This window comes from Stenotrophomonas maltophilia (genome assembly GCF_002799155.1).
Taxonomy (GTDB): Bacteria; Pseudomonadota; Gammaproteobacteria; order Xanthomonadales; family Xanthomonadaceae; genus Stenotrophomonas; species Stenotrophomonas maltophilia_R.
In genome coordinates this window covers 2,542,773-2,564,579 of the sequence record NZ_NERD01000002.1, presented here as the reverse complement: position 1 = coordinate 2,564,579, position 21,807 = coordinate 2,542,773, and the positions used below count along the sequence as shown (strand labels likewise).

Sequence of the window (21,807 nt, the reverse complement as noted above, 5' to 3'; positions counted from 1 at the left end):
TCCCCTTTTTGCTGTCAGCGGAGTTGCTGGCCCAGCCAGTCGGCCAGCGCATCCACGCGTGCATCGGCCGGTCCGTCCGGTCGCGCCAGCACCCAGAAACCACCGGTGGCGGCAAACCCCCACGGCGCGACCAGTCGCCCGGCGGCCAGGTCCTCGGCCACCAGCGGCTCGGGTGCGATCGCCGGGCCCAGCCCGGCCACTGCGGCTTCCAGCAGGTAGTACAGGTGCTCGAAGGCGGTACCCAGCTGCAGCTTCGCGGTGTCCAGAGCGTGCGCTTGCGCCCACGCCGGCCACGCCTGCGGCCGTGAGCTGGTGTGCAGCAGCGTCTCCTGCAGCAGCGCCGAGGGCGGTACATGCCGCAGGCGCAGCGCCGCCGGATGCGAGGGGGCCACCACCACGCCGACCCGCTCCGGCGCCAGCTCACGCACCTGCCAGCCCCGGGGCCATGGCCCCTGCGCCAGCAACAGCACCGCATCCAGTGCGGCCTGCGCCTCGGTGAAGCTGCCATCCAGCGCCGACCACTGCAGGCGTACGCCGGGCAGGGCGGCCTGCAGCGCGGGCAGGCGCGGAATCATCCAGCGCGCCAGCACGCTGCCACTGCAGCCCAGCACCAGCGCCGGGGCCGCCGCCGGCCGCCGCAGTTCGCGCACGCAGTCTTCGATGCCGCTGAAGGCCTCGCTGCATGCTGCCTGCAGGCGCGTGCCCGCAGCGGTCAGGCGCAGGCCGCGGCCGGCACGCTGGAACAGTGCCAGGCCGAGGTGGTCTTCCAGCAGCTTCAGCTGCCGGCTGACCGCACCGTGGGTGACGTGCAGATCCTGCGCGGCACGGCCAACCCCGCCCAGGCGGGCGGTGGCCTCGAACGCGCGCAGCGCATTGAGCGGTGGCAGCAAGGAACGACTCATGTGAGATTTCCTGACGATATACGCCAGATAATATCCATTTTCCGGTCATGACCCGTGCGCTAGAGTATCCACCTGTCTCGAACCAGCGGTCGCTTCCATGTCTGCCTCCCCCATTGCCGACTACCACGCCTTCCCGGATGCCCAGGGCCATTTCGGCCGCTACGGCGGCAGCTTCGTTGCCGAAACCCTGGTCGGCCCGCTGCAGGAACTGGCGCAGGCCTATGACCAGGCCCGCCAGGACCCGGCATTCCAGGCCGCCTACGACCGCGACCTGGCCCACTACGTGGGCCGGCCGAGCCCGATCTACCACGCCCAGCGCCTGAGCGACCATGTTGGCGGCGCGCAGATCCTGCTCAAGCGTGAGGACCTGAACCACACCGGCGCGCACAAGATCAACAACACCATCGGCCAGGCGCTGCTGGCGGCGCGGATGGGCAAGAAGCGCATCATCGCCGAGACCGGTGCCGGCCAGCACGGCGTGGCCAGCGCCACCGTTGCCGCGCGGCTGGGCCTGGAGTGCGTGGTGTACATGGGCGCCACCGACATCGAGCGGCAGAAGATCAACGTCTACCGCATGAAGCTGCTCGGCGCGACGGTGGTGCCGGTCACCTCCGGCTCGGCCACCCTGAAGGACGCGCTCAACGAAGCGATGCGCGACTGGGTGACCAATGTGCAGGACACCTTCTACATCATCGGTACGGTTGCCGGCCCGGATCCCTATCCGCGCATGGTGCGCGATTTCAACGCCATCGTCGGCCGCGAAGCACGCGAGCAGATGCTGGCCGAGTACGGCCGCCTGCCCGATGCGATCACCGCCTGCGTCGGTGGTGGCAGCAATGCCATCGGCCTGTTCCATGCCTTCCTCAACGATCGCCAGGTCGAGATCGTCGGCGCCGAAGCCGCAGGCGATGGCATCAGCACCGGCCGCCACGCCGCGTCGATCGCTGCCGGTCGCCCGGGCGTGCTGCATGGCAACCGCACCTATGTGCTGTGCGACGACGACGGCCAGATCATCGAGACCCATTCGGTGTCGGCCGGCCTGGACTATCCGGGCGTCGGCCCCGAGCACGCATTCCTGGCCGACACCGGCCGTGCACGCTACCTCGGCATCACCGATGAAGAAGCACTGCAGGCCTTCCACCTGCTGGCGCATACCGAGGGCATCCTGCCGGCGCTGGAGTCCAGCCATGCGCTGGCACAGGCGATCAAGCTGGCGCGTGAGCGTCCGCGTGACCAGATCGTGCTGTGCAATCTGTCCGGCCGTGGCGACAAGGACGTGCATACCATCGCCGCGCGCGAAGGGCTGGTGCTGTGAGCGCGCTGCTGCGGAACAGTGGCGTGCTGCTGCTGGCGCTGGGGTTGGCCGCGTGCCAGCCGCCGGAGCCGCCGGTACTGGCACCGGCCGCCAAGGCCACCACGCAGCCGGCACAGCAGTCGGCCGCCAACGATGACCTCGACCCGATGGCGCGTGCGCCGATTGTCGATGCTCCCTCCGAAGAAGGGACGAGTAGCGATGATGCGCCCGCGGTGGCTTCGGTGGCGCTGGATCATGCCGGTGACGTGCTGGTTGGCCAGCACATGAGTGACCTGAAGGCGCTGGGTCCCTGGAAGGCGCAGGGCGCGAAGGAATTCTTCGAAGGCGACTGCGAGTACTACGACGGCAAGGGGCTGCCGCCGGGCGTGTCGATGATGACCGACGACGATCGCGTGGTCCGTTTTGATCTGAAGCCGGGCGATGAGCCGGAACTGCCGGTTGAACAGCCGGGACCGTTCGGCCTGCGCATCGGCATGACCCGTGCCCAGGCCATGGCCCAATTCCCGAAGCCGCCGGTGTCCAGCCCGCATGCCTACGATGGTGACCAAGGTGAGTACCTCACCTGGCAGGACCCGGGTTCGGACCTGGGCATTCGCCTTGAATTGTTTGAAGGGAAGGTCACCCGGATGTACTGGGGGACCAGCGATGCGATTGAACTGATTGAAGGATGTGCCTGAGATGCCTGTATCCCGACTCGATGCCTGTTTCCAGCGCCTGCGCGAGCAGCAGCGCAAGGCGCTGATCCCCTTCGTCACAGCCGGTGATCCCTCGCTGGAAGCCACGGTGCCGGTCATGCACGCACTGGTCGATGCCGGCGCCGACGTGATCGAACTGGGCGTGCCGTTCTCCGACCCGATGGCCGATGGCCCGACCATCCAGCGCAGCTCCGAGCGCGCGCTGGCGCGCGGTGCTGGCAGCCGCTACGTGCTGCAGGCCGTGGCGCAGTTCCGCGAGCGCGATGCGAAGACTCCGGTCGTGCTGATGGGCTACCTGAACCCGGTGGAGATCCATGGTTACGCGGCCTTCGCCAAGGCTGCCGTGGACGCAGGCGTGGACGGCGTGCTGCTGGTCGACCTGCCGCCGGAAGAAGCGGGCGAGGCGCTGCAGGCATTTGATGCGGCCGGCCTGGCCCTGGTCCTGCTGGCGTCACCGACCACCAGCGAGGCGCGTGCCGACAAGTTGCTGGCGCTGGCCCGTGGCTATCTCTACTACGTCAGCTTTGCCGGTGTCACCGGCGCGTCCGAGCGCCTGGACAGCGAAGCCGCCAGCGCCCGCCTGCAGGCATTGCGTGCGCGCGCGTCGGTGCCGGTGGTGGCAGGCTTCGGCATCAAGGATGCCGCCAGTGCCGCAGCCATGGCCCGCCAGGCCGATGGCGTGGTGGTAGGCAGCGCGCTGGTGGCGGCATTGGCCGAAGCGGGCTCGGCTGAAGAGGCTGCGCAGCGCGCCCGGGCCTTCCTGGCCCCGCTGCGACAGGCGCTGGACGCGTAACAAGGCTGCCGGCCGTAGGCCGGCATCCTCCATACCCGCCTGCACGCAAGGGCTGCCGGCCAGTGGCCTGCACTTCCAGCACCTAAACGTACGTCCCAGCATGGTTTTTTCCGGCCGCCCCGCGGCTGGCAAGGGGGTGCACGGGCGGGGAAAGCGGAGCTAGACTGTCCGCCTTTGCGGCCCCTGGGCCGCCCTGAACGGAAGTGTCCTCCCGCATGAGTTGGCTCAGCAAGTTGATGCCGTCCGGCATCCGCACCGACAACACCCCCAGCAAGAAGCGCAGTGTCCCCGAGGGCCTGTGGGAAAAGTGCAGCAACTGCGGCAGCGCGTTGTACCGTCCGGAACTGGAAGAGAACCTGGAAGTCTGCCCGAAGTGCGGCCATCACATGGCGATCCGTGCGCGTGCGCGCCTGGCCGCCCTGTTCGATGCCGACAGCACCACCGAGATCGGTGCACGCCTGGGGCCGACCGACCTGCTCAAGTTCAAGGACCAGAAGAAGTACAGCGAGCGCATCAAGATCGCGCAGAAGAACACCGGCGAGTACGACGCACTGATCGCCATGCGCGGCCTGCTCAAGGGGCGCGCGCTGGTGGCATCGTCGTTCGACTTTGCCTTCATGGGCGGCTCGATGGGCTCGGTGGTCGGCGAGCGTTTCGCGCTGGCCGCGGAAACCGCGGTCGAGATCGGTGCGCCCTACGTGTGCTTCTCGCAGAGCGGCGGCGCTCGCATGCAGGAAGGCCTGTTCTCGCTGATGCAGATGGCCAAGACCTCGGCTGCGCTGGGCAAGCTGCGCGAAGCCGGCCTGCCATATATTTCGGTGTTGACCCACCCGACCACCGGTGGCGTGTCGGCCTCCTTCGCGATGCTGGGCGACATCAACATCGCCGAGCCGCAGGCACTGATCGGCTTCGCCGGCCCGCGCGTGATCGAGCAGACCGTGCGCGAAAAGCTGCCGGAAGGTTTCCAGCGTTCGGAGTTCCTGCTGGAGCACGGTGCCATCGACCAGATCTGCGACCGCCGCGAGATGCGCGACCGCCTGTCGGACCTGCTGGCAATGCTGGGCCGCCAGCCGGCGCCGGAGGTGGCTTGATGGGGGCCCGCAAGTACTTCGGTACTGATGGCATCCGTGGACGGGTCGGCCAGGGCGTGATCTCGGCCGACTTCGTGCTGCGCCTGGGCAACGCCCTGGGCCGTGTCCTGGTCGCGCAACGCGGCCAGGACGGGCGCCGGCCGATCGTGGTGATCGGCAAGGACACCCGCATTTCCGGCTACATGTTCGAAGCGGCGCTGGAGGCCGGCCTGGTTGCCGCCGGTGCCGACGTGCAGCTGCTGGGACCAATGCCGACCCCGGCGGTGGCGTTCCTGACCCGCACGCTGGGCGTGGATGCCGGCATCGTCATCAGCGCTTCGCACAACCCGCATTACGACAACGGCATCAAGTTCTTCTCCGCCCTGGGCGAGAAGCTCGACGATGCCACCGAGCTGGCCCTGGAAGCGGCGCTGGACGTTCCGTTCACCACCGCTGAATCGGAGAAGCTGGGCAAGGCGTCGCGCGCGCGCGAGGCGGTCGGCCGCTACATCGAGTTCTGCAAGGCCAGCGTGCCGCGCGCGTTCGACCTGCGTGGCGTACGCCTGGTGCTGGATTGCGCGCACGGCGCCACCTACCAGATCGCGCCGCTGCTGTTCCGCGAACTGGGGGCGGAGGTGATCGGCATTGGTGCCGAGCCCAACGGCGTCAACATCAACGCCGGCGTTGGCTCCACCCATATCGACAACCTGGCGGCCAAGGTCCGCGAAACCCGCGCCGATCTCGGCATCGCCTTCGATGGCGATGGCGACCGCGTGCTGATGGCCGACGACCAGGGCAATCCGGTCGACGGCGATGACCTGCTGTACATCCTGGCCCGCGCCTGGAAGGACGAAGGCCGCCTGCATGGTCCGGTGGTCGGCACGCTGATGAGCAACTACGGCGTTGAGAAGGCATTTGCCGACCTGCAGATTCCGTTCCTGCGCAGCAATGTCGGTGATCGCTACGTGCACCAGGCGCTGGTCGAAGGCGGTGGCGTGCTCGGCGGTGAAGCCTCCGGCCACCTGCTGTGCCTGGATCGGGCCACTACCGGTGACGGTATCGTCAGTGCGCTGCAGGTGCTGGTGGCGCTGCGCAACAGCGGGCAGACCCTGCGCCAGGCACTGAAGGGGCTGGTGCGGGTGCCGCAGAAGACGGTCAATGTGCGGCTGGGCAATGTCTCGGCCAAGGCCACGGTGCAGGCCGACAGCGTGCAGGCCGCGCTGGCCGTCGCACAGCAATCGGTGGCTGGCCGTGGTCGTGCATTCCTGCGCCCGTCCGGTACCGAGCCGGTGGTGCGGGTCACGGTGGAAGCCGATGATGCCGCGCTGATGCAGCAGACGCTGGACCGCCTCTCCGCGGCGGTACGTGAAGCCGCCAGCTGAGACGCCTGCCCCTTCAACGAAAACGCCCCGGCATTCCGGGGCGTTTTCGTTGAAGGGGCAGGGCAGTGGGCTGCTTACGGCCCCGGCACCATCTTCTTCTGGCGTGCCTTGAAGCCATTGAACAGCGGTGCGATCAGCGGGTTGTAGCTCTGCGCGATGCGCTTGCGCAGCCAGCTGGCCGGGCGGTTGCGGATCGCGAAGCGGTAGATGCGTTCCGGATCGCCGCCTACCACGTTGCGGCCGAACGGATGGGTGGTGTGCAGGTAGCGGAACCCCTGCTCGCGTGCCACCTCGATGTGGTCCTGGTCAAAATCGCCGTAAGGCCAGCACAGCGTATCGGACACCTCGCCGAGCTTGTCCTGCAGGACGCTGCGCGACACTGCCAGGTCATGGCTCAGGCCGGCACGGCGCTGTGCGCGGTCCAGATCGTCGCGGCGCAGCCAGCGGGTGTGGGTATGGGTGTGGCAATGCACTTCGAAGGTGCCGGCGGCGATGGCCGCGCGCGCTTCGCTCCAGCGCATCATCACGTCGTCGCTGCGGTTCTGCTCATAGATCGCTGCTTCGCAGCTGCGGTGGTCCGGCGTGGCAGGCAACATTGCCCCGGCAAGCCCCGCATGGGGCCGCTCCGGGCCTTCCCCCATCCAGCCGGTGACCACGAACACCACGGCGTGCATGCCGTACTTCTGCAGGACCGGGTGCGCATACACCCAGTTGTCCAGGTAGCCATCGTCGAAGGTGATCACGATCGACTTGCGCGGCACCGGCTTGCCGGCCAGGAAACCGGCGTACTGGTCCAGTGTCAGCGAGGTCCAGCCGTTGCCGGCCAGCCATGCGATCTGGCTTTCGAAATTCTCCGGCGACACGGTGATCATGCCCGGCGACGGACTGACGTGGTGGTGCATCAGCACCGGTACGGTTCGGGTATCAGCCATGTCCCAGCTCCTTCAGCCACTGGTGGTAATAGTGTTCGGTGGTTTCACCGTGGCCGTCGGGGGTGAATCGGCGCGCGCTGCGCATCCAGTCCCACCCGGCGCGGCCCATCTGCCGCCGCCGTTCCGGATCGTCCACCAGCAGGCGCAGGGCGCCTGTCAGGGCCGCATTGTCGCCCAGCCGGGTGAGGATCGCATTGCTGCCATCGACCACCATCTCCGGCACGCCTCCCACGCGCGTGGCCACGATCGGCACCCCGACATAGGCGGCCTCCAGGAAGACGGTACCGGCAGCCTCCTTGTGCGAGGCCAGGGCGAAGATGTCCAAACCGGCCATCAGCCGGCACGCGCCATCACGATAGCCGAGCAGATGCACCTGTTGCTGCAGGCCATGCTCATCGCGCAGCGCCTGCAGCCGATCCATGACCGGTTGGCCATCGCCGATCACCACCAGATGCAGGTTCGGATGGGTCTTGCACAGCGGTACCATCGCCTGCAGCAGGTCGGCATGGCCCTTGGGTTCGCGCAATACCGCCACGCAGCCGACTACGATGTCCTGTTCGCCGAAGCCGAGCTCGGCGCGTACCTCCGTGCGTACCTCCTGCAGGCACTGCCAGGGATCGGCCTTGCGGATTTCGCTCCAGCGCGGGGGGACTGCGATCGGCGGCACGATACCGATGTGCTCGGCCGGAATGCCGCGCTCGGCCAGCAACTGCTTGACGAAGCCGCTGACGGTCAGCACCCGGTGCGGCAGTCCGGTATAGGTCAGCAGCGAGTTGACCGGGCTCATCAGGTGGCGCGAGCGCACCACCAGCGGCGTGCCGCCCAGGCGTGCGCCGGCGGCGGCAATCAGCGCATCACGGCGGCTGGTGGTGTTGACCACGTCATAGCGCTCGCGGCGCACCAGGCGCGAAACCGACCAGATGCCGCGCAGCAGGCGCAGCAGGCCGCCCATGCGCAGGGTATGCACGGTGAAACCATCATCGCGTGCCAGCTGGGCCAGTCGCGCCTCGGGCTGGCACAGCAGCGCCACCTCGTGGCCACGCGCACGCATCACCTGCATGTGGCGGAAGATGTAGATCTCCTGCCCGCCCATTCCCTTGGCGGCTTCGGTGTGCAGGATGCGCAGCGGACGGTTCATGCGGGGTCGATCCTTGAGGGTCAGCGGTTGCGGAAGCGGGTCAGTGCTTCCCATGCAGTGCGTACGGCGGCTGCATCGGGCGCCTGCTGCGGCAGCGGGCGATAGTCCAGGCCCAGAGCGGTGGCGTTGCCGAACTTGTCGAACACGTAGATAGCGTCGCCATGGCGTATCGCGCGCTGCGACCAGCTTTCCACCACCAGGGCGCGCTGGCCCTGCGGCTCGGCCAGCAGATCCTGGCCGGTGCTGTAATCACTCGGTGCGTTCTCGCATCCCAGTGCGTGGCGCATCAGTGTCGGCACCCAGTCTTCGTGCGAGCTGGTGCGTGCGTCGTGACCCGCGGCCTTGCCCGGCCAGCGCAGCACGAACGGAACCTGCAGCTGGTAATCGGAGAAGTTGCCGTTGTGGCCCCAGTAATTCAGCTTGAGGTCGTTGAACTCTTCGGCATGGTCACCGGTGACCAGCACGATGGTGTCTTCCGCCAGGCCCTGTGCGCGCAGATCGTCCAGCAGCGTGCCGATCAGGCTGTCGGCATAGTGCACAGCGGTGCGGTAGCGGTTGAGTTCCGGCGCCGGGTCATGCTCCGGGCCGAATTTGAGGAAGTCGATGTCGGCGGCCATCGGCGTCGCCACTGGCGGGTAGCCGGCGGGCATGTGGTAGGGCGCGTGGGTAGAATCGAGGAACACGAAGCCGAACCACGGGCGCTGCGCGGCCTGGCTGGCGCGGATGTCCTGCTGCAGTGCACTGATGATCGCGCGGTCGCGGCCGTCGGACTTCAGCGCCGATGGCCCCTGGTGCAGCTGGTCGCGCACATCGGCGAAGACGGTGCGATCGAATTCCGGGCTGTACAGCGGCGCGCTGCCGTACAGGTGCAGGTCGTAGCCCTGCTGGCCCAGCACCTGGAACAGCTGCGACCCACGCTGCTCGTCAAGCATGCTTGGCCAGTAACCACCGGGCAGGCCGTAGAGCAGTCCGAACAGGCCGTAGCGGGTGGCATTGCCGGTGCTGAAATGATGGTCGAACACGCGCGCGTCCTGCGCCAGCGCCGACGTATTGGGCATCAGCTGCGGTGTCAGCACGTCTTGGCGCAGCGATTCCAGCACCACCATCAGCACGTTGGGGCGATGGGGGCTCTGGCAGCGCAGCGGATGCAGCGGGTACAGCAGCTGCGCATGGCGCGGGTCGGGCAGGCCGGCCTGCTGTTGGCTGACCACGCCCAGGCGCCGCATGAAGCTCTTGGCGGTGATCGGTTGCGCCCACGGCAGGTAGTTCCACTGCGCGATCACATCGCGGTCGCCGCGGGCGTCGTAGTAGGCCGTGGCGACCTGGCCGCCGCCCATCAGCAGCGCGACCACTGCCCAGGCCTGCAGTACCCGTCGCCGGCGCGGCGCGGCCGGCAGCAGTTTCCAGCAGGCCCAGGCCAGCAGGCCTTCGGCGGTGAAGACCGCAGCGACCAGCAGCGCGATCTGCAGCCAGGTCTTCCAGGACAGGGCGACCTGGTCGTGCAGGGCGCCGCCGAACACCATGTTCACGACCATGGCGTTGAGGTGGAAGCGGTACAGGGTGAAGACCTTGGCGTCGACCAGCAGCAGGCACAGCCACAGGCCCTGCAGCAGTACGGCACTGACGCTCAGCGTGCGCGCGCTGCGCGGCCACAGGCCCAGCAGCAACGGCAGCAGGCCGGCCAGCGCACCGAACGCGAGCAGGTGGCCGGGCAGGGCAATCGCCAGGTAGGCCAGGCCGGCGCCGCCGCCCGGATTGTCACGCAGCGGCACGTTGCCCAGCGCGATCGCTGCGGCCAGTACCGCGTTGCCGGCGATGAACAGCGACCACCAGGCCAGTCGGCGCCAGCGCCGGGCGGAACCTTCAGTGGCGGGGGCGGCAGGGGAAGCTGCGGGCATGGCGGGTCGGGTTCAGGGAGCGCGGAGACAAGGGAGCGCCTGCGTGACGAAAGCGTTACGACGCGCGCGGGTCGCGCATTGTATCGGTTTGTTTCCTTGTATCGAGTGGCGTCCCCCGGGCGATCTGTCACAATGTTCAGGCGGGCCATGAATGCGTTGGCCCCCTCAGACCCAACGACAAGCCAGGAACCGCTGTGAGCCAGATCCCCACCCTCGACATCACCCGTTTCGACAGCGACCGCGAGGCCTTCGTGGCCGAGCTGGGCGCGGCCTACCGCCAATGGGGATTCGCGGGCATCCGTAACCACGGCATCCCGCAGGCCGACATCGACGCGGCCTACGACGCCTTCAAGGCCTTCTTCGCACTGCCGGAAGAGGTCAAGCGCAAGTACCACGTGGCCGGCAGTGGCGGGGCCCGCGGCTACACTCCGTTCGGCGTGGAGACCGCCAAGGGCTCCAAGCATTTCGACCTGAAGGAGTTCTGGCATATCGGTCGTGAAATCGCCGATGACTCGAAGTACCGGGACGTGATGGCACCGAACCTGTGGCCGACCGAGGTCGAAGGTTTCCGCGAGCGCGGGTACGGCCTGTATCAGGCACTGGACAATCTGGGCTCTCGCGTACTGTCCGCGCTGGCCCTGCACATCGGCCTGCCGGAGGACTTCTTCGCCGACAAGACCAACTTCGGCAACTCGATCCTGCGCCCGATCCACTACCCGCCGATCACCACCGACGATATCCCGAACGTGCGTGCCGGTGCCCACGGCGACATCAACTTCATCACTCTGCTGGTCGGCGCCAGCGCCGCGGGCCTGGAAGTGCAGTCGCATGAAGGCGAGTGGGTGCCGTTTACGTCAGATGCGGACACCATCGTGGTCAACATCGGCGACATGCTGCAGCGCCTGACCAACCACGTGTATCCGTCGACCATCCACCGCGTGGTCAATCCCCCGGGTGAGCTGGCCCGCCAGCCGCGCTACTCGGTGCCGTTCTTCCTGCACCCGAACCCGGACTTCCTGATCGACGTGCTGCCGTCCTGCATCACCCCGGAGAACCCGAGCCGGTACCCGGAGGCGATCACCGCCCACGGCTTCCTCGAGGAACGCCTGCGCGAGATCAAGCTGAAGTAATAAGTAGTGAAGGCCGCCGAAAGGCGGCCTTTTTCTTTGCAGGGCTGCGCCCTGCACCCGCAGAGGCCAAAGCCAAAGCCAAGGCCAAAGCGGCTCTGGGATGTTCCGTGGGGAGGCGGGGAGGTGTCGGATGGCGGGGACGCCGTAAACCCGTCCCTGGGGGCTTGGCCGCGGCATCCATGCCGCGGACACCCCGCCATCCGACACCTCCCCGCCTTCGACAGTCTCCCGGTGACGGTGGGTACGGGCGGCTTCTGGTAGGTGTCGACCTTGGTCGACACATCTGTCAGATCGAAGTGGGGTAGGTGTCAGATCCCTTTTCCTGCGGAAAAGGGATCTGACACCGGCGGTCGACCGGAGTGCTGCTCCTGCTTCTGCTTTTGCCCTTGCTCTTCTTTTTTCTTTCCGTGGCGGGCGGAACCGCCGGAATGTGTCAGAGGCCGGGCGGGTGGGGTAGGGCGCCCAACCCCGGTCTTGCTCGTGTGTGCAGGACAGCGCACACGAGCAAGCGGCGACCGAGCTTACATGGGTGAGGGCGCTTTGCTTGCGAAGCACTGCTTCGCAAGCGCCCGAACGCACAGCCGCCAGCGGCTGGGCCGGGCCCCGGAGGGGGACTTGCAGCGCCCCCTGCGCAGTCCCACCCGCCCGGCCACGCCCCAAATCCAACCGGGCTCTCTGCGCCCCCGCCACGAGGGGCGGCGCCGTTGGCTGAAAATCCATGTAAACGCTTACACGGAAACGGATTTTTGCCGCAACGGGTATCATGACCGGCTGACTTCACACAGGAGCCACCCGCTCATGCGCCGCAAGATCGTCGCCGGAAACTGGAAGCTGCATGGCAGCCGTCAATTCGCCAATGAACTGCTGGGGCAGGTGGCCGCCGGGCTGCCGCTGGAGGGGGTGGACGTGGTGATCCTGCCACCGCTGCCGTACCTGGGCGAGCTGGTCGAGGACTTCGGCGAGACCGGCCTGGCCTTTGGCGCGCAGGACGTAAGCAGCAATGAGAAGGGCGCCTACACCGGCGAGGTCTGCGCGGCCATGCTGGTCGAGGTCGGGGCCCGCTATGGCCTGGTCGGCCATTCCGAGCGCCGCCAGTACCACCATGAAAGCAGCGAGCTGGTCGCGCGCAAGTTCGCCGCCGCCCAGCACGCCGGCCTGGTGCCGGTGCTGTGCGTGGGCGAGACCCTGGAGCAGCGCGAGGCCGGGCAGACCGAAGCGGTCATCGCCAGCCAGCTGGCGCCGGTGCTGGAGCGGGTCGGCGCGGCTGGTTTCGCCGAGGCCGTGGTTGCCTACGAGCCAGTCTGGGCCATCGGCACCGGCCGTACCGCCAGCAAGGAGCAGGCGCAGCAGGTGCACGCGTTCATCCGTGGCGAAGTCGCGCGTTTCGATGCTAGAATCGCTGATTCACTGCCCATTGTTTACGGCGGTAGCGTGAAGCCCGACAATGCCGGGGAACTGTTCGCGCAGCCGGATGTCGATGGTGGGCTGGTCGGCGGCGCCTCCCTGGTGGCCGCGGACTTCCTGGCCATCGCACGGGCGGCGGCCGCGAACTAATCCTAGAAGTTTTGTCCGAGGGCGGTTTCCAATGCTGATGTTGATCCTCAATGTCGTCTACGTGCTGGTCGCTGTGGCCATGATCGCGCTGATCCTGATGCAGCGTGGCTCGGGGGCGGCGGCGGGTTCGGGCTTTGGTGCCGGTGCCTCGGGTACGGTGTTCGGTGCGCGCGGTGCCTCGAACTTCCTGTCCAAGTCGACCAAGTGGCTGGCTGTCGTGTTCTTCGGCATCAGCCTCTTCATGGCCTGGTATGCCGGCCATGGCAGTCGCCCGGCGGCCGACCAGGATCTGGGCCTGATGTCCGCCCCGGCGGCAGTCGCTCCGGCGGCTCCGGCGGGCGAACTGCCGGCCGTTCCGAAGGCCGATGCGGTCCCGGCCGCCCCGGTTCCGGCCGCGAATGTGCCGGCTCAGGCGGAATCTTCGGTTTCTGGTGAAGAAAAGCCTTCGGAAGGCTCCCAGAAAGACTGAAGCCGGTTACAATACGCGGCGCATCGGGAACATAGTCTGATGTGATCGTTTGCCCAGGTGGCGGAATTGGTAGACGCACTACCTTGAGGTGGTAGCGACGCAAGTCGTAGGGGTTCGAGTCCCCTCTTGGGCACCATTTGTAAGTAAAGCGGGTTCGTCTGGCGCGCAAGGCGCCAGGCAGATTCCCGTCCACTCCCCCATGCCAAAGCGCCTGCAGGCGCGGCGGCAGAGGCAAGAGAGAATCGCTGTGCTGGCCGAATATTTGCCGTCTCTGCTGTTTCTGATCGTTGCCACCGGTATCGGTATTACGCTGATGCTGGTTGGTCGATTCCTCGGTCCCCGCCGCCCCGATCTGGAAAAGCTGTCGCCGTACGAGTGCGGCTTCGAGGCCTTCGAAGATGCGCGCATGAAGTTCGACGTGCGCTACTACCTGATCGCGATCCAGTTCATCGTCTTCGACCTGGAAATCATCTTCATCGTGCCCTGGACCCAGGTCTTCATGGAGCTGGGCGCGCGTTCGCTCATCACCATGGGCCTGTTCGTCGGCATGCTGTTCCTCGGTTTCATTTACGTCTGGAAGAAGGGAGCGCTGGAATGGGAGTGATTCAGACTCTCGATGGCCTCATGAACAACCCGTCGCCGGAAGGCCGGGTTGATGACATCCTGCGGCCGGAAGGCGACAACCCGCTGCTGGAAAAGGGCTTCGTCACCACCAGCGTCGACGCACTGCTGAACTGGGCGCGCACCGGCTCGATGTGGCCGATGACCTTCGGTCTGGCCTGCTGCGCGGTCGAGATGATGCACGCCGGCGCCGCGCGCCTGGACCTTGACCGCTACGGTGTGGTGTTCCGCCCGTCGCCGCGTCAGTCCGACGTGATGATCGTCGCCGGCACCCTGGTCAACAAGATGGCCCCGGCGCTGCGCAAGGTCTACGACCAGATGCCGGACCCGAAGTGGGTCATCTCGATGGGTAGCTGCGCCAACGGCGGCGGCTATTACCACTATTCCTATTCTGTGGTGCGCGGCTGTGATCGCGTGGTGCCGGTGGACGTCTACGTCCCGGGCTGCCCGCCGACCGCCGAGGCGCTGGTGTACGGGATCCTGCAGCTGCAGAAGAAGATCTGGCGTACACAGACCATCGCCCGCTGACCCCTTCACCTGACAAGAGCGCGCCAAGCCCCCATGGCAGAGCAAGCATCCTTCATCGACCGACTCTCCGTACGTTTCGCTGGTGCGAAGGTCATCGTGGTCGAACCCCGCGGCGAAGTGACGCTGGAAGTGCCTGCCGCCGAGTGGCACGCCACCGCCCTGGCGCTGCGTGACGAGTTTGGTTTCGAGCAGGCCGTGGATCTCTGCGGCGTCGACTACCTTGGTTATGGCTCCGACGAATGGGATACCGCCGATGTGTCCTCGCAGGGCTTCAGCCGTGGCGTCGAAGGCAAGGCCCAAGGCCGCTTCGCGTGGGGTGAGTTCCCCACCGAGGAGAACGGCGCCGATGGTGCCCGCCCGCAGCACATGCCGACCCAGCGTTTCGCCGTGGTCGCCCAGCTGCGCTCGTACCAGCACAACCTGATGATGCACCTGCGCTGCTTCGCCCCTGACGAAGCGCTGCCGGTGGTGTCCTCGCTGACCGGCATCTGGCCGGGCCTGAACTGGTTCGAGCGCGAAGCGTTCGACCTGTACGGCGTGATCTTCGAAGGCCACCCGGACCTGCGCCGGATCCTGACCGACTACGGTTTCGTCGGCCATCCGTTCCGCAAGGACTTCCCGCTGATCGGCAATGTCGAAGTCCGCTACGACGAAGAAAAGAAGCGCGTGATCTACGAACCGGTCACCTCGGTGGAGCCGCGTGTCGGCGTGCCGCGCGTGATCCGCGACGATGCCCGTCTGCAGACCGCAGAAGGTGAGCGCGCGCAGGAGGCAGTGAAGTGAGCCACGTACACCAGGCCGGCGAAGCGTTCGCCAGCAACGCCGCTGAAAGCCGGCAGGAAATCCGCAACTACACCATGAACTTCGGCCCGCAGCATCCGGCCGCTCACGGTGTGCTGCGCCTGATCCTGGAAATGGACGGCGAAACCATCATGCGCGCCGACCCGCACGTGGGTCTGCTGCACCGTGGTACCGAAAAGCTGGCCGAGTCCAAGCCGTTCAACCAGTCGATCGGCTACATGGATCGCCTGGATTACGTGTCGATGATGTGCAACGAGCACGCCTACGTGCGCGCGATCGAGACCCTGATGGGCATCGAGGCGCCGGAGCGTGCGCAGTACATCCGCACCATGTACGACGAAATCACCCGTATCCTCAACCACCTGATGTGGCTGGGCTCCAACGCGCTCGACCTGGGGGCGATGGCGGTGATGCTGTATGCCTTCCGCGAGCGCGAAGAGCTGATGGACTGCTATGAAGCGGTCTCCGGCGCGCGCATGCACGCGGCGTACTACCGTCCGGGCGGTGTCTACCGCGACCTGCCGGACCACATGCCGAAGTACAAGGAGTCGCGCTGGCACAAGGGCAAGGCGTTGAAGCAGCTCAATGCTGCGCGCGAAGGCTCGCTGCTGGACTTCCTGGAGAACTTCACCGTCGAGTTCCCCAAGCGCATCGACGAATACGAAACCCTGCTGACCGACAACCGTATCTGGAAGCAGCGTACCGTCGGCATCGGTGTGGTGAGTCCGGAACTGGCCCACCAGTGGGGCATGACCGGCGTGATGCTGCGCGGCTCGGGCGTTGCCTGGGACCTGCGCAAGAAGCGTCCGTACGCCAAGTACGATGCCGTCGATTTCGACATCCCGCTGGGCAAGGAAGGCGACTGCTACGACCGCTACCTGGTCCGCGTCGCCGAAATGCGCGAGTCCAACCGCATCATCAAGCAGTGCGTGGCGTGGCTGAAGGCCAACCCCGGCCCGGTCATGGTCAAGAACTTCAAGGTCGCTCCGCCCAAGCGCGAGGACATGAAGGACGACATGGAAGCGCTGATCCACCACTTCAAGCTGTTCAGCGAAGGCTACTGCGTGCCGGCCGGTGAAACCTACGCGGCAGTGGAAGCGCCCAAGGGCGAGTTCGGCTGCTACCTGGTCTCCGATGGCGCCAACAAGCCCTTCCGCGTGCACCTGCGCGCACCGGGCTTCGCCCACCTGTCCTCGATCGATTCGATCGTGCGCGGCCACATGCTGGCCGACGTGGTGGCGATGATCGGTACCTACGACCTGGTGTTCGGCGAGGTTGACCGGTAATGCCGTCCGCCACGCCAACGCCCGCTGCAGGCAGCCGGCGCAAGCCGGCGCCGCAGTTTCTGCAATTTCACGTTATGCATTTCGCTGAGGTCGGCCGATGAAGGCGACAGGTAATTTCGAGGCGGCGCGCGACGTCGACCCGATGGTGGTGCTGAGCGACAAGACCCGCGCTCACATCGATCACTGGTTGTCCAAGTTCCCGCCGGACCGCAAGCGCTCTGCCGTGCTGCAGGGCCTGCACGCGGCCCAGGAGCAGAACGAGGGCTGGCTGACCGACGAGCTGATCGCCGCCGTGGCCAAGTACCTCGACCTGCCGCCGGTGTGGGCCTACGAGGTCGCCAGCTTCTACTCGATGTTCGAGACCGAGAAGGTGGGCCGCAACAACGTGGCCATCTGCACCAACATCAGCTGCTGGCTCAATGGCGCCGAGGACATCGTCCGCCATTGCGAGAAGAAGCTGGGCATCAAGCACGGTGAATCGACCCCGGACGGCCGCGTCTACCTCAAGCGCGAGGAAGAGTGCCTGGCCGGCTGCGGCGGCGCGCCGATGATGGTCATCAACGGTCACTACCATGAGCGTCTGACCCTGGAAAAGGTCGACGAGCTGCTGGACGGGCTGGAGTAAGGGCATGGCACATCACCACGAATCCAAGGGTCCGGTCGGCCCCGCGCCGCTGCCGCACCAGGTGGTCTACACCACCCTGCATTACGACACCCCGTGGTCGTACGAAAGCTACCTGAAGACCGGTGGCTACGCCGCCCTGCGCAAGATCCTCGAAGAGAAGATCCCGCCGGAGCAGGTCATCGAGATGGTCAAGGCCTCGGGCCTGCGTGGCCGCGGTGGCGCAGGCTTCCCGACCGGCCTGAAGTGGTCCTTCATGCCCAAGGGCAACATGCAGAAGTACATCCTCTGCAACTCGGACGAATCCGAGCCGGGCACCTGCAAGGACCGCGACATCCTGCGCTACAACCCGCATTCGGTGGTGGAAGGCATGGCAATCGCCTGCTACGCCACCGGTTCGACCGTGGGGTACAACTACCTGCGCGGTGAGTTCCACCACGAGCCGTTCGAGCACTTCGAGCAGGCCCTGGCCGACGCCTATGCAAATGGCTGGCTGGGCAAGAACGTGATGGGCTCGGGCGTGGACATCGACATTTACGGTGCGCTGGGCGCCGGCGCGTACATCTGCGGCGAAGAAACCGCGCTGATGGAATCGCTGGAAGGCAAGAAGGGCCAGCCGCGCTACAAGCCGCCGTTCCCGGCCAACTTTGGCCTCTATGGCAAGCCGTCGACGATCAACAACACCGAAACCTACGGTTCGGTGCCAGCGATCATCCGCAACGGTCCGGAGTGGTTCAAGGGCCTGAGCCTGACCGCCAACGGCGGCCCGAAGTGCTTCTCGGTGTCCGGCTGCGTGCAGAACGGCGGCAACTTCGAAGTGCCGCTCGGCACCAAATTCCACGACCTGCTGGAAATGGCCGGTGGCCTGCGTCCGGGCCGCACGCTGAAGGGTGCGATCCCGGGCGGCGTGTCGATGCCGGTGCTGACCGCGGCCGAGCTGAAGGATCTGCCGATGGACTACGACACCATCCGTGCGCTGGGCTCCGGCCTGGGGTCGGGTGCGATCGTGGTGCTCGACGACAGCGTCTGCTGCGTCAAGTTCGCCTGCCGCATCAGCCAGTTCTTCCACAAGGAATCGTGCGGCCAGTGCACCCCGTGCCGTGAAGGCACCGGCTGGATGCACCGCGTGCTGGAGCGCATCGTCGCCGGCAAGGCCACGATGGAAGACCTGCACCAGCTGAAGGCGGTGGCCGGCCAGATCGAAGGCCACACCATCTGTGCGTTCGGTGAAGCGGCTGCATGGCCCATCCAGGGCTTCCTGCGCCAGTTCTGGGACGAATTCGAGTATTACATCGTCAACGGTCATTCGATGGTTGACGGCAAGAAGGTGGAGGCAGCCGCCGCATGAGCGCGCAACCCGTAAACCCGAACGTGCCACCGGATCACGTGACCATCGAAATCGATGGCAAGTCGCTGGTCGTGCCCAAGGGTTCGATGATCATCCAGGCGGCCGACAAGGCCGGCATTTCGATTCCGCGCTTCTGCTACCACGAGAAGCTGCCGATCGCCGCCAACTGCCGCATGTGCCTGGTAGACGTGGAGAAGTCGCCGAAGCCGGCGCCGGCCTGCGCCACCCCGGTGATGGACGGCATGAAGGTCGCCACCCGCAGTGAGAAGGCGCTGAAGTTCCAGCGCTCGGTGATGGAGTTCCTGCTCATCAACCATCCGCTGGACTGCCCGATCTGCGACCAGGGCGGCGAGTGCGAACTGCAGGACGTGTCGCTGGGCTATGGCCGTTCGGTCAGCCGCTTCAACGAGCGCAAGCGCGTGGTGCCGGACGAGGACATGGGCCCGCTGGTTGCCACCGAAATGACCCGCTGCATCCAGTGCACCCGCTGCGTCCGCTTCACCGCCGACGTTGCCGGTACCTACGAGCTGGGTGGCATGTACCGCGGTGAGAACCTGCAGATCGGTACCTTCGACGGCAAGCCGCTGACCACCGAGCTGTCCGGCAACGTCGTCGACGTCTGCCCGGTTGGCGCGCTGACCAACAAGGTGTTCCAGTTCCGCGCCCGCCCGTGGGAGCTGACCGCGCGCGAGTCGCTGGGCTACCACGACGCGATGGGTTCGAACCTGTTCCTGCACGTGCGTCGCGGCGAAGTGCTGCGCACCGTGCCGCGCGACAACGAAGCGGTGAACGAGTGCTGGCTGTCCGACCGTGACCGCTACTCACACCAGGGCCTGTACAGCGAAGACCGTGCGGTCAAGCCGCTGCGCAAGGTCAATGGCGAGTGGAAGGAAGTGAGCTGGGCCGAAGGCCTGGCCGCGGCCGCCGAGATCCTCAAGGCCAACCAGGGCGACAACCTGGGCGTGCTGGTGCACCCGTCGACTTCGAACGAGGAGGGCGCGCTGCTGGCCCGCCTGGCCAAGGGCCTGGGCTCGAGCAACATCGACCACCGCATCAACAACCGCGATTTCTCCGACGCTGCAACCGCCGAAGTATTCGGCCTGCCGCTGGCCGAGATCGAAGGCGCCGACCGCATCGTCGTTCTGGGCAGCAACATCCGCCACGAACTGCCGCTGCTGCACGCCCGCCTGCGCAAGGCGCAGACCACCAACGGCGCGAAGATCCACGTCGTCAACCCGGTGGACTTCGACTTCGCCTTCAGCATTGCCGGCAAGCAGATCGTTGCGCCGTCGAAGTTCGTCGACGCACTGGCCAACGCCGAGCTGCGTTCGGCGGTGCAGGGCGGCAACAACACCGTGCTGATCGTTGGTGGCATCGCCGAAAACCACCCGCAGGCTGCCGCGATCCGCGCCGCCGCGCGTGACTTCGCCGCCGCCACCGGTGCCAAGCTGTGCCGCATCCCGCAGGGCGCCAACGCCGTTGGCCTGACCCGCGCCGGTGTGCTGCCGGCCGGCAAGGACGTCGCCGCGATGCTGGCGCAGCCGCGCCAGGCCTACGTGGTGTACGGCCTGGAGCCGGGCCTGGACTTCGCCGATGCACCCGCCGCGCGCAAGGCGCTGGCCGGTGCCCAGGTGGTGGCGTTCAGCCAGTTCGCCTGCACCTCGACCCGCGACGTCGCCGACGTGATCCTGCCGATCGGTGCACTGCCGGAAATCGACGCCACCCTGACCAACCTCGATGGCCGCGAGCAGTCGGCGCGTGCCGGTGGCAAGCTGCCGGGCGAGGCCCGTGAAGGCTGGCGCGTGCTGCGTGCTCTGGGCGGCGAGCTGGCCGTGGCCGGTTTCGACTTCACCGACCTGGCCGGCCTGCGCGCCAGCCTGGCTTCGGTGTCGGTCACCGTTGCCGCTTCGGCGCAGCCGGTGGTTGCCGGCGAAGGCCTGGAAGTGGCTTCGACCGCCGCGATCTACCGCACCGATGCGGTGGTCCGCCGCGCCCCGGCGCTGCAGTCGCATCCGCTCAACAACGCCCCGCGCATCGTGCTGAACGCTGAAGATGCCGCTCGCCTGCAGCTGCAGGAAGGGCAGATGGCCAAGGTCGGCACCGATGCCGGCAAGGCCACCCTGCCGGTGGTGGTCGATGCCCGCGTCGCTGCGGGTTCGGTCTGGATTGAATCGGGCCACGGCGCGACCGCGCCGCTGGGTGCCGCTCGCGTAACGGTGGTGGCTGCATGAACGAATTGCTGTTGAACGCGGTCGACCCGCTGCACCAGTGGCTGCTTGGCCTCGGTGACATCGGCGCGCTGATCTGGATCATCCTGAAGATCCTGGTGATCACCGTTCCGGTGATCATCTCGGTGGCCTTCTACGTGGTCTGGGAGCGCAAGCTGATCGGCTGGATGCACGTCCGCCACGGCCCGATGTACGTGGGCATGGGCATCTTCCAGGCCTTCGCCGACGTCTTCAAGCTGCTGTTCAAGGAAGTGGTCCAGCCGAGCAGCGCCAACAAGGCGATCTACCTGCTGGCCCCGCTGATCACCCTGGCCCCGGCCTTCGCGGCCTGGTCGGTGGTGCCCTTCGATTCGCAGATCGTGCTGTCCAACGCCAACGCCGGCCTGCTGTACCTGCTGGCGATGACCTCGCTGGGCATCTACGGCATCATCCTGGCCGGTTGGGCGTCCAACTCGAAGTATGCGTTCCTGGGTGCGATGCGCGCCTCGGCGCAGATGATCAGCTACGAAATCGCCATGGGCTTCGCCCTGGTCGGCGTGATGATCGCGTCGGGCAGCCTGAACCTGAGCAACATCGTGATGGCGCAGGCCGGCAGCTCCGGCTTCTTCGACTGGTTCCTGCTGCCGCTGTTCCCGCTGTTCGTCATCTACTGGGTGTCGGGCGTGGCTGAAACCAACCGCGCGCCGTTCGACGTGGTGGAAGGCGAATCGGAAATCGTCGCCGGCCACATGGTCGAATACTCGGGCGGTGCGTTCGCCCTGTTCTTCCTGGCCGAATACGCGAACATGATCCTGATCAGCTTCCTGATCTCGATCTTCTTCCTCGGTGGCTGGCTGAGCCCGGTCCAGGGCTGGGTCAACTTCGGCGACGTCTCGCCGCTGGTCGACTGGATCTGGAAGGGTGGTGCGCCGTGGCTGTTCGTCAAGGTGTTCTTCTTCGCCAGTGCCTACATCTGGTTCCGTGCCAGCTTCCCGCGCTTCCGCTATGACCAGATCATGCGCCTGGGCTGGAAGGTCTTCATCCCGCTGGCCATTCTGTGGATCGCGGTTACCGCCGTCATGGTGTTCTTCGGCGTGATTCAAAAGGGCGTCTAAA

At 66.5% G+C, this 21,807-nt stretch carries 20 protein-coding genes and 1 tRNA gene; 17 read left to right on the top strand and 4 right to left on the bottom strand.

The features are described 5' to 3' along the window. Nucleotides 1–14: 14 nt before the first annotated feature. Nucleotides 15–902, bottom strand: coding sequence for a LysR family transcriptional regulator (locus B9Y82_RS12590; RefSeq protein ID WP_100473479.1), 888 nt, complete (start codon nt 900–902; stop codon nt 15–17). Nucleotides 903–999: 97 nt separating this feature from the next. On the opposite strand from B9Y82_RS12590, the gene trpB reads away from it, so the two are divergent. The 5 genes from trpB to glmM all read left to right on the top strand — a co-directional run bounded on the left by trpB (nt 1,000) and on the right by glmM (nt 6,157). Then, nucleotides 1,000–2,217 carry a tryptophan synthase subunit beta gene (gene trpB, locus B9Y82_RS12585; protein WP_014647880.1) on the top strand — a complete coding sequence of 406 codons (1,218 nt, stop codon included), beginning with the start codon at nt 1,000–1,002 and terminating at the stop codon, nt 2,215–2,217. Further along, nucleotides 2,214–2,894, top strand: a complete 681-nt coding sequence (locus B9Y82_RS12580; RefSeq protein ID WP_100473478.1) for a hypothetical protein — start codon at nt 2,214–2,216, stop codon at nt 2,892–2,894. The genes trpB and B9Y82_RS12580 overlap by 4 nt, the downstream gene beginning before the upstream one ends. A 1-nt stretch (nt 2,895) precedes the next feature. Continuing rightward, on the top strand, nt 2,896–3,705 hold the full coding sequence (trpA, locus tag B9Y82_RS12575) for a tryptophan synthase subunit alpha (protein WP_100473477.1): 810 nt from the start codon (nt 2,896–2,898) through the stop codon (nt 3,703–3,705). 215 nt (nt 3,706–3,920) lie between these two features. Further along, nucleotides 3,921–4,796 carry an acetyl-CoA carboxylase, carboxyltransferase subunit beta gene (accD, locus tag B9Y82_RS12570; RefSeq protein WP_005410473.1) on the top strand — a complete coding sequence of 292 codons (876 nt, stop codon included), beginning with the start codon at nt 3,921–3,923 and terminating at the stop codon, nt 4,794–4,796. After that, entirely contained in the window at nt 4,796–6,157 is a 1,362-nt protein-coding gene (gene glmM / locus B9Y82_RS12565; RefSeq protein WP_100473476.1) for a phosphoglucosamine mutase, read from the top strand. Before accD ends, glmM begins: the two co-directional genes overlap by 1 nt. Before the next feature lie 74 nt (nt 6,158–6,231). On the opposite strand, the gene B9Y82_RS12560 is transcribed toward glmM, so the two are convergent. The 3 genes from B9Y82_RS12560 to B9Y82_RS12550 are packed head-to-tail and all read right to left on the bottom strand — an operon-like array spanning nt 6,232 to nt 10,125. Then, entirely contained in the window at nt 6,232–7,089 is an 858-nt protein-coding gene (locus B9Y82_RS12560) for a polysaccharide deacetylase family protein (protein WP_100473475.1), read from the bottom strand. Further along, nucleotides 7,082–8,227: a glycosyltransferase family 4 protein gene (locus tag B9Y82_RS12555; protein WP_100473474.1), complete on the bottom strand. Its 1,146-nt coding sequence runs from the start codon at nt 8,225–8,227 to the stop codon at nt 7,082–7,084. The genes B9Y82_RS12560 and B9Y82_RS12555 overlap by 8 nt, the downstream gene beginning before the upstream one ends. A 20-nt stretch (nt 8,228–8,247) precedes the next feature. Then, nucleotides 8,248–10,125, bottom strand: a complete 1,878-nt coding sequence (locus B9Y82_RS12550; RefSeq protein ID WP_100473473.1) for a DUF3413 domain-containing protein — start codon at nt 10,123–10,125, stop codon at nt 8,248–8,250. A 194-nt stretch (nt 10,126–10,319) separates the two neighbouring features. Between B9Y82_RS12550 and B9Y82_RS12545 the strand changes: the two genes are divergently transcribed. The 12 genes from B9Y82_RS12545 (at nt 10,320) to nuoH (ending at nt 21,806) form a co-directional block, all read left to right on the top strand. Further along, a complete protein-coding gene (locus B9Y82_RS12545; protein ID WP_010483082.1) occupies nt 10,320–11,255 on the top strand; it encodes an isopenicillin N synthase family dioxygenase in 936 nt (311 codons plus the stop codon). A 798-nt stretch (nt 11,256–12,053) separates the two neighbouring features. Then, on the top strand, nt 12,054–12,809 hold the full coding sequence (tpiA, locus tag B9Y82_RS12540; RefSeq protein WP_100473472.1) for a triose-phosphate isomerase: 756 nt from the start codon (nt 12,054–12,056) through the stop codon (nt 12,807–12,809). Nucleotides 12,810–12,840: 31 nt separating this feature from the next. Beyond that, nucleotides 12,841–13,278 carry a preprotein translocase subunit SecG gene (gene secG / locus B9Y82_RS12535; protein WP_010486424.1) on the top strand — a complete coding sequence of 146 codons (438 nt, stop codon included), beginning with the start codon at nt 12,841–12,843 and terminating at the stop codon, nt 13,276–13,278. A gap of 51 nt (nt 13,279–13,329) precedes the next feature. Continuing rightward, nucleotides 13,330–13,414 (top strand) — tRNA-Leu (locus B9Y82_RS12530). Nucleotides 13,415–13,525: 111 nt separating this feature from the next. Further along, nucleotides 13,526–13,882 (top strand): NADH-quinone oxidoreductase subunit A, encoded by a 357-nt coding sequence (locus tag B9Y82_RS12525; RefSeq protein WP_008265012.1) that lies wholly within the window; start codon nt 13,526–13,528, stop codon nt 13,880–13,882. Next, entirely contained in the window at nt 13,873–14,427 is a 555-nt protein-coding gene (locus B9Y82_RS12520) for a NuoB/complex I 20 kDa subunit family protein (RefSeq protein WP_005417936.1), read from the top strand. The genes B9Y82_RS12525 and B9Y82_RS12520 overlap by 10 nt, the downstream gene beginning before the upstream one ends. A 33-nt stretch (nt 14,428–14,460) precedes the next feature. Next, on the top strand, nt 14,461–15,210 hold the full coding sequence (locus tag B9Y82_RS12515; protein WP_057497499.1) for an NADH-quinone oxidoreductase subunit C: 750 nt from the start codon (nt 14,461–14,463) through the stop codon (nt 15,208–15,210). Then, on the top strand, nt 15,207–16,514 hold the full coding sequence (locus B9Y82_RS12510; protein WP_100473471.1) for an NADH-quinone oxidoreductase subunit D: 1,308 nt from the start codon (nt 15,207–15,209) through the stop codon (nt 16,512–16,514). Before B9Y82_RS12515 ends, B9Y82_RS12510 begins: the two co-directional genes overlap by 4 nt. A 97-nt stretch (nt 16,515–16,611) precedes the next feature. Beyond that, nucleotides 16,612–17,139 (top strand): NADH-quinone oxidoreductase subunit NuoE, encoded by a 528-nt coding sequence (gene nuoE / locus B9Y82_RS12505; protein ID WP_100473470.1) that lies wholly within the window; start codon nt 16,612–16,614, stop codon nt 17,137–17,139. Nucleotides 17,140–17,143: 4 nt separating this feature from the next. Further along, a complete protein-coding gene (gene nuoF, locus B9Y82_RS12500; protein ID WP_005410459.1) occupies nt 17,144–18,484 on the top strand; it encodes an NADH-quinone oxidoreductase subunit NuoF in 1,341 nt (446 codons plus the stop codon). Continuing rightward, entirely contained in the window at nt 18,481–20,715 is a 2,235-nt protein-coding gene (gene nuoG / locus B9Y82_RS12495; protein WP_100473469.1) for an NADH-quinone oxidoreductase subunit NuoG, read from the top strand. The genes nuoF and nuoG overlap by 4 nt, the downstream gene beginning before the upstream one ends. Then, a complete protein-coding gene (nuoH, locus tag B9Y82_RS12490; RefSeq protein ID WP_006458641.1) occupies nt 20,712–21,806 on the top strand; it encodes an NADH-quinone oxidoreductase subunit NuoH in 1,095 nt (364 codons plus the stop codon). Before nuoG ends, nuoH begins: the two co-directional genes overlap by 4 nt. The last annotated feature ends 1 nt before the right edge of the window (nt 21,807 follow it).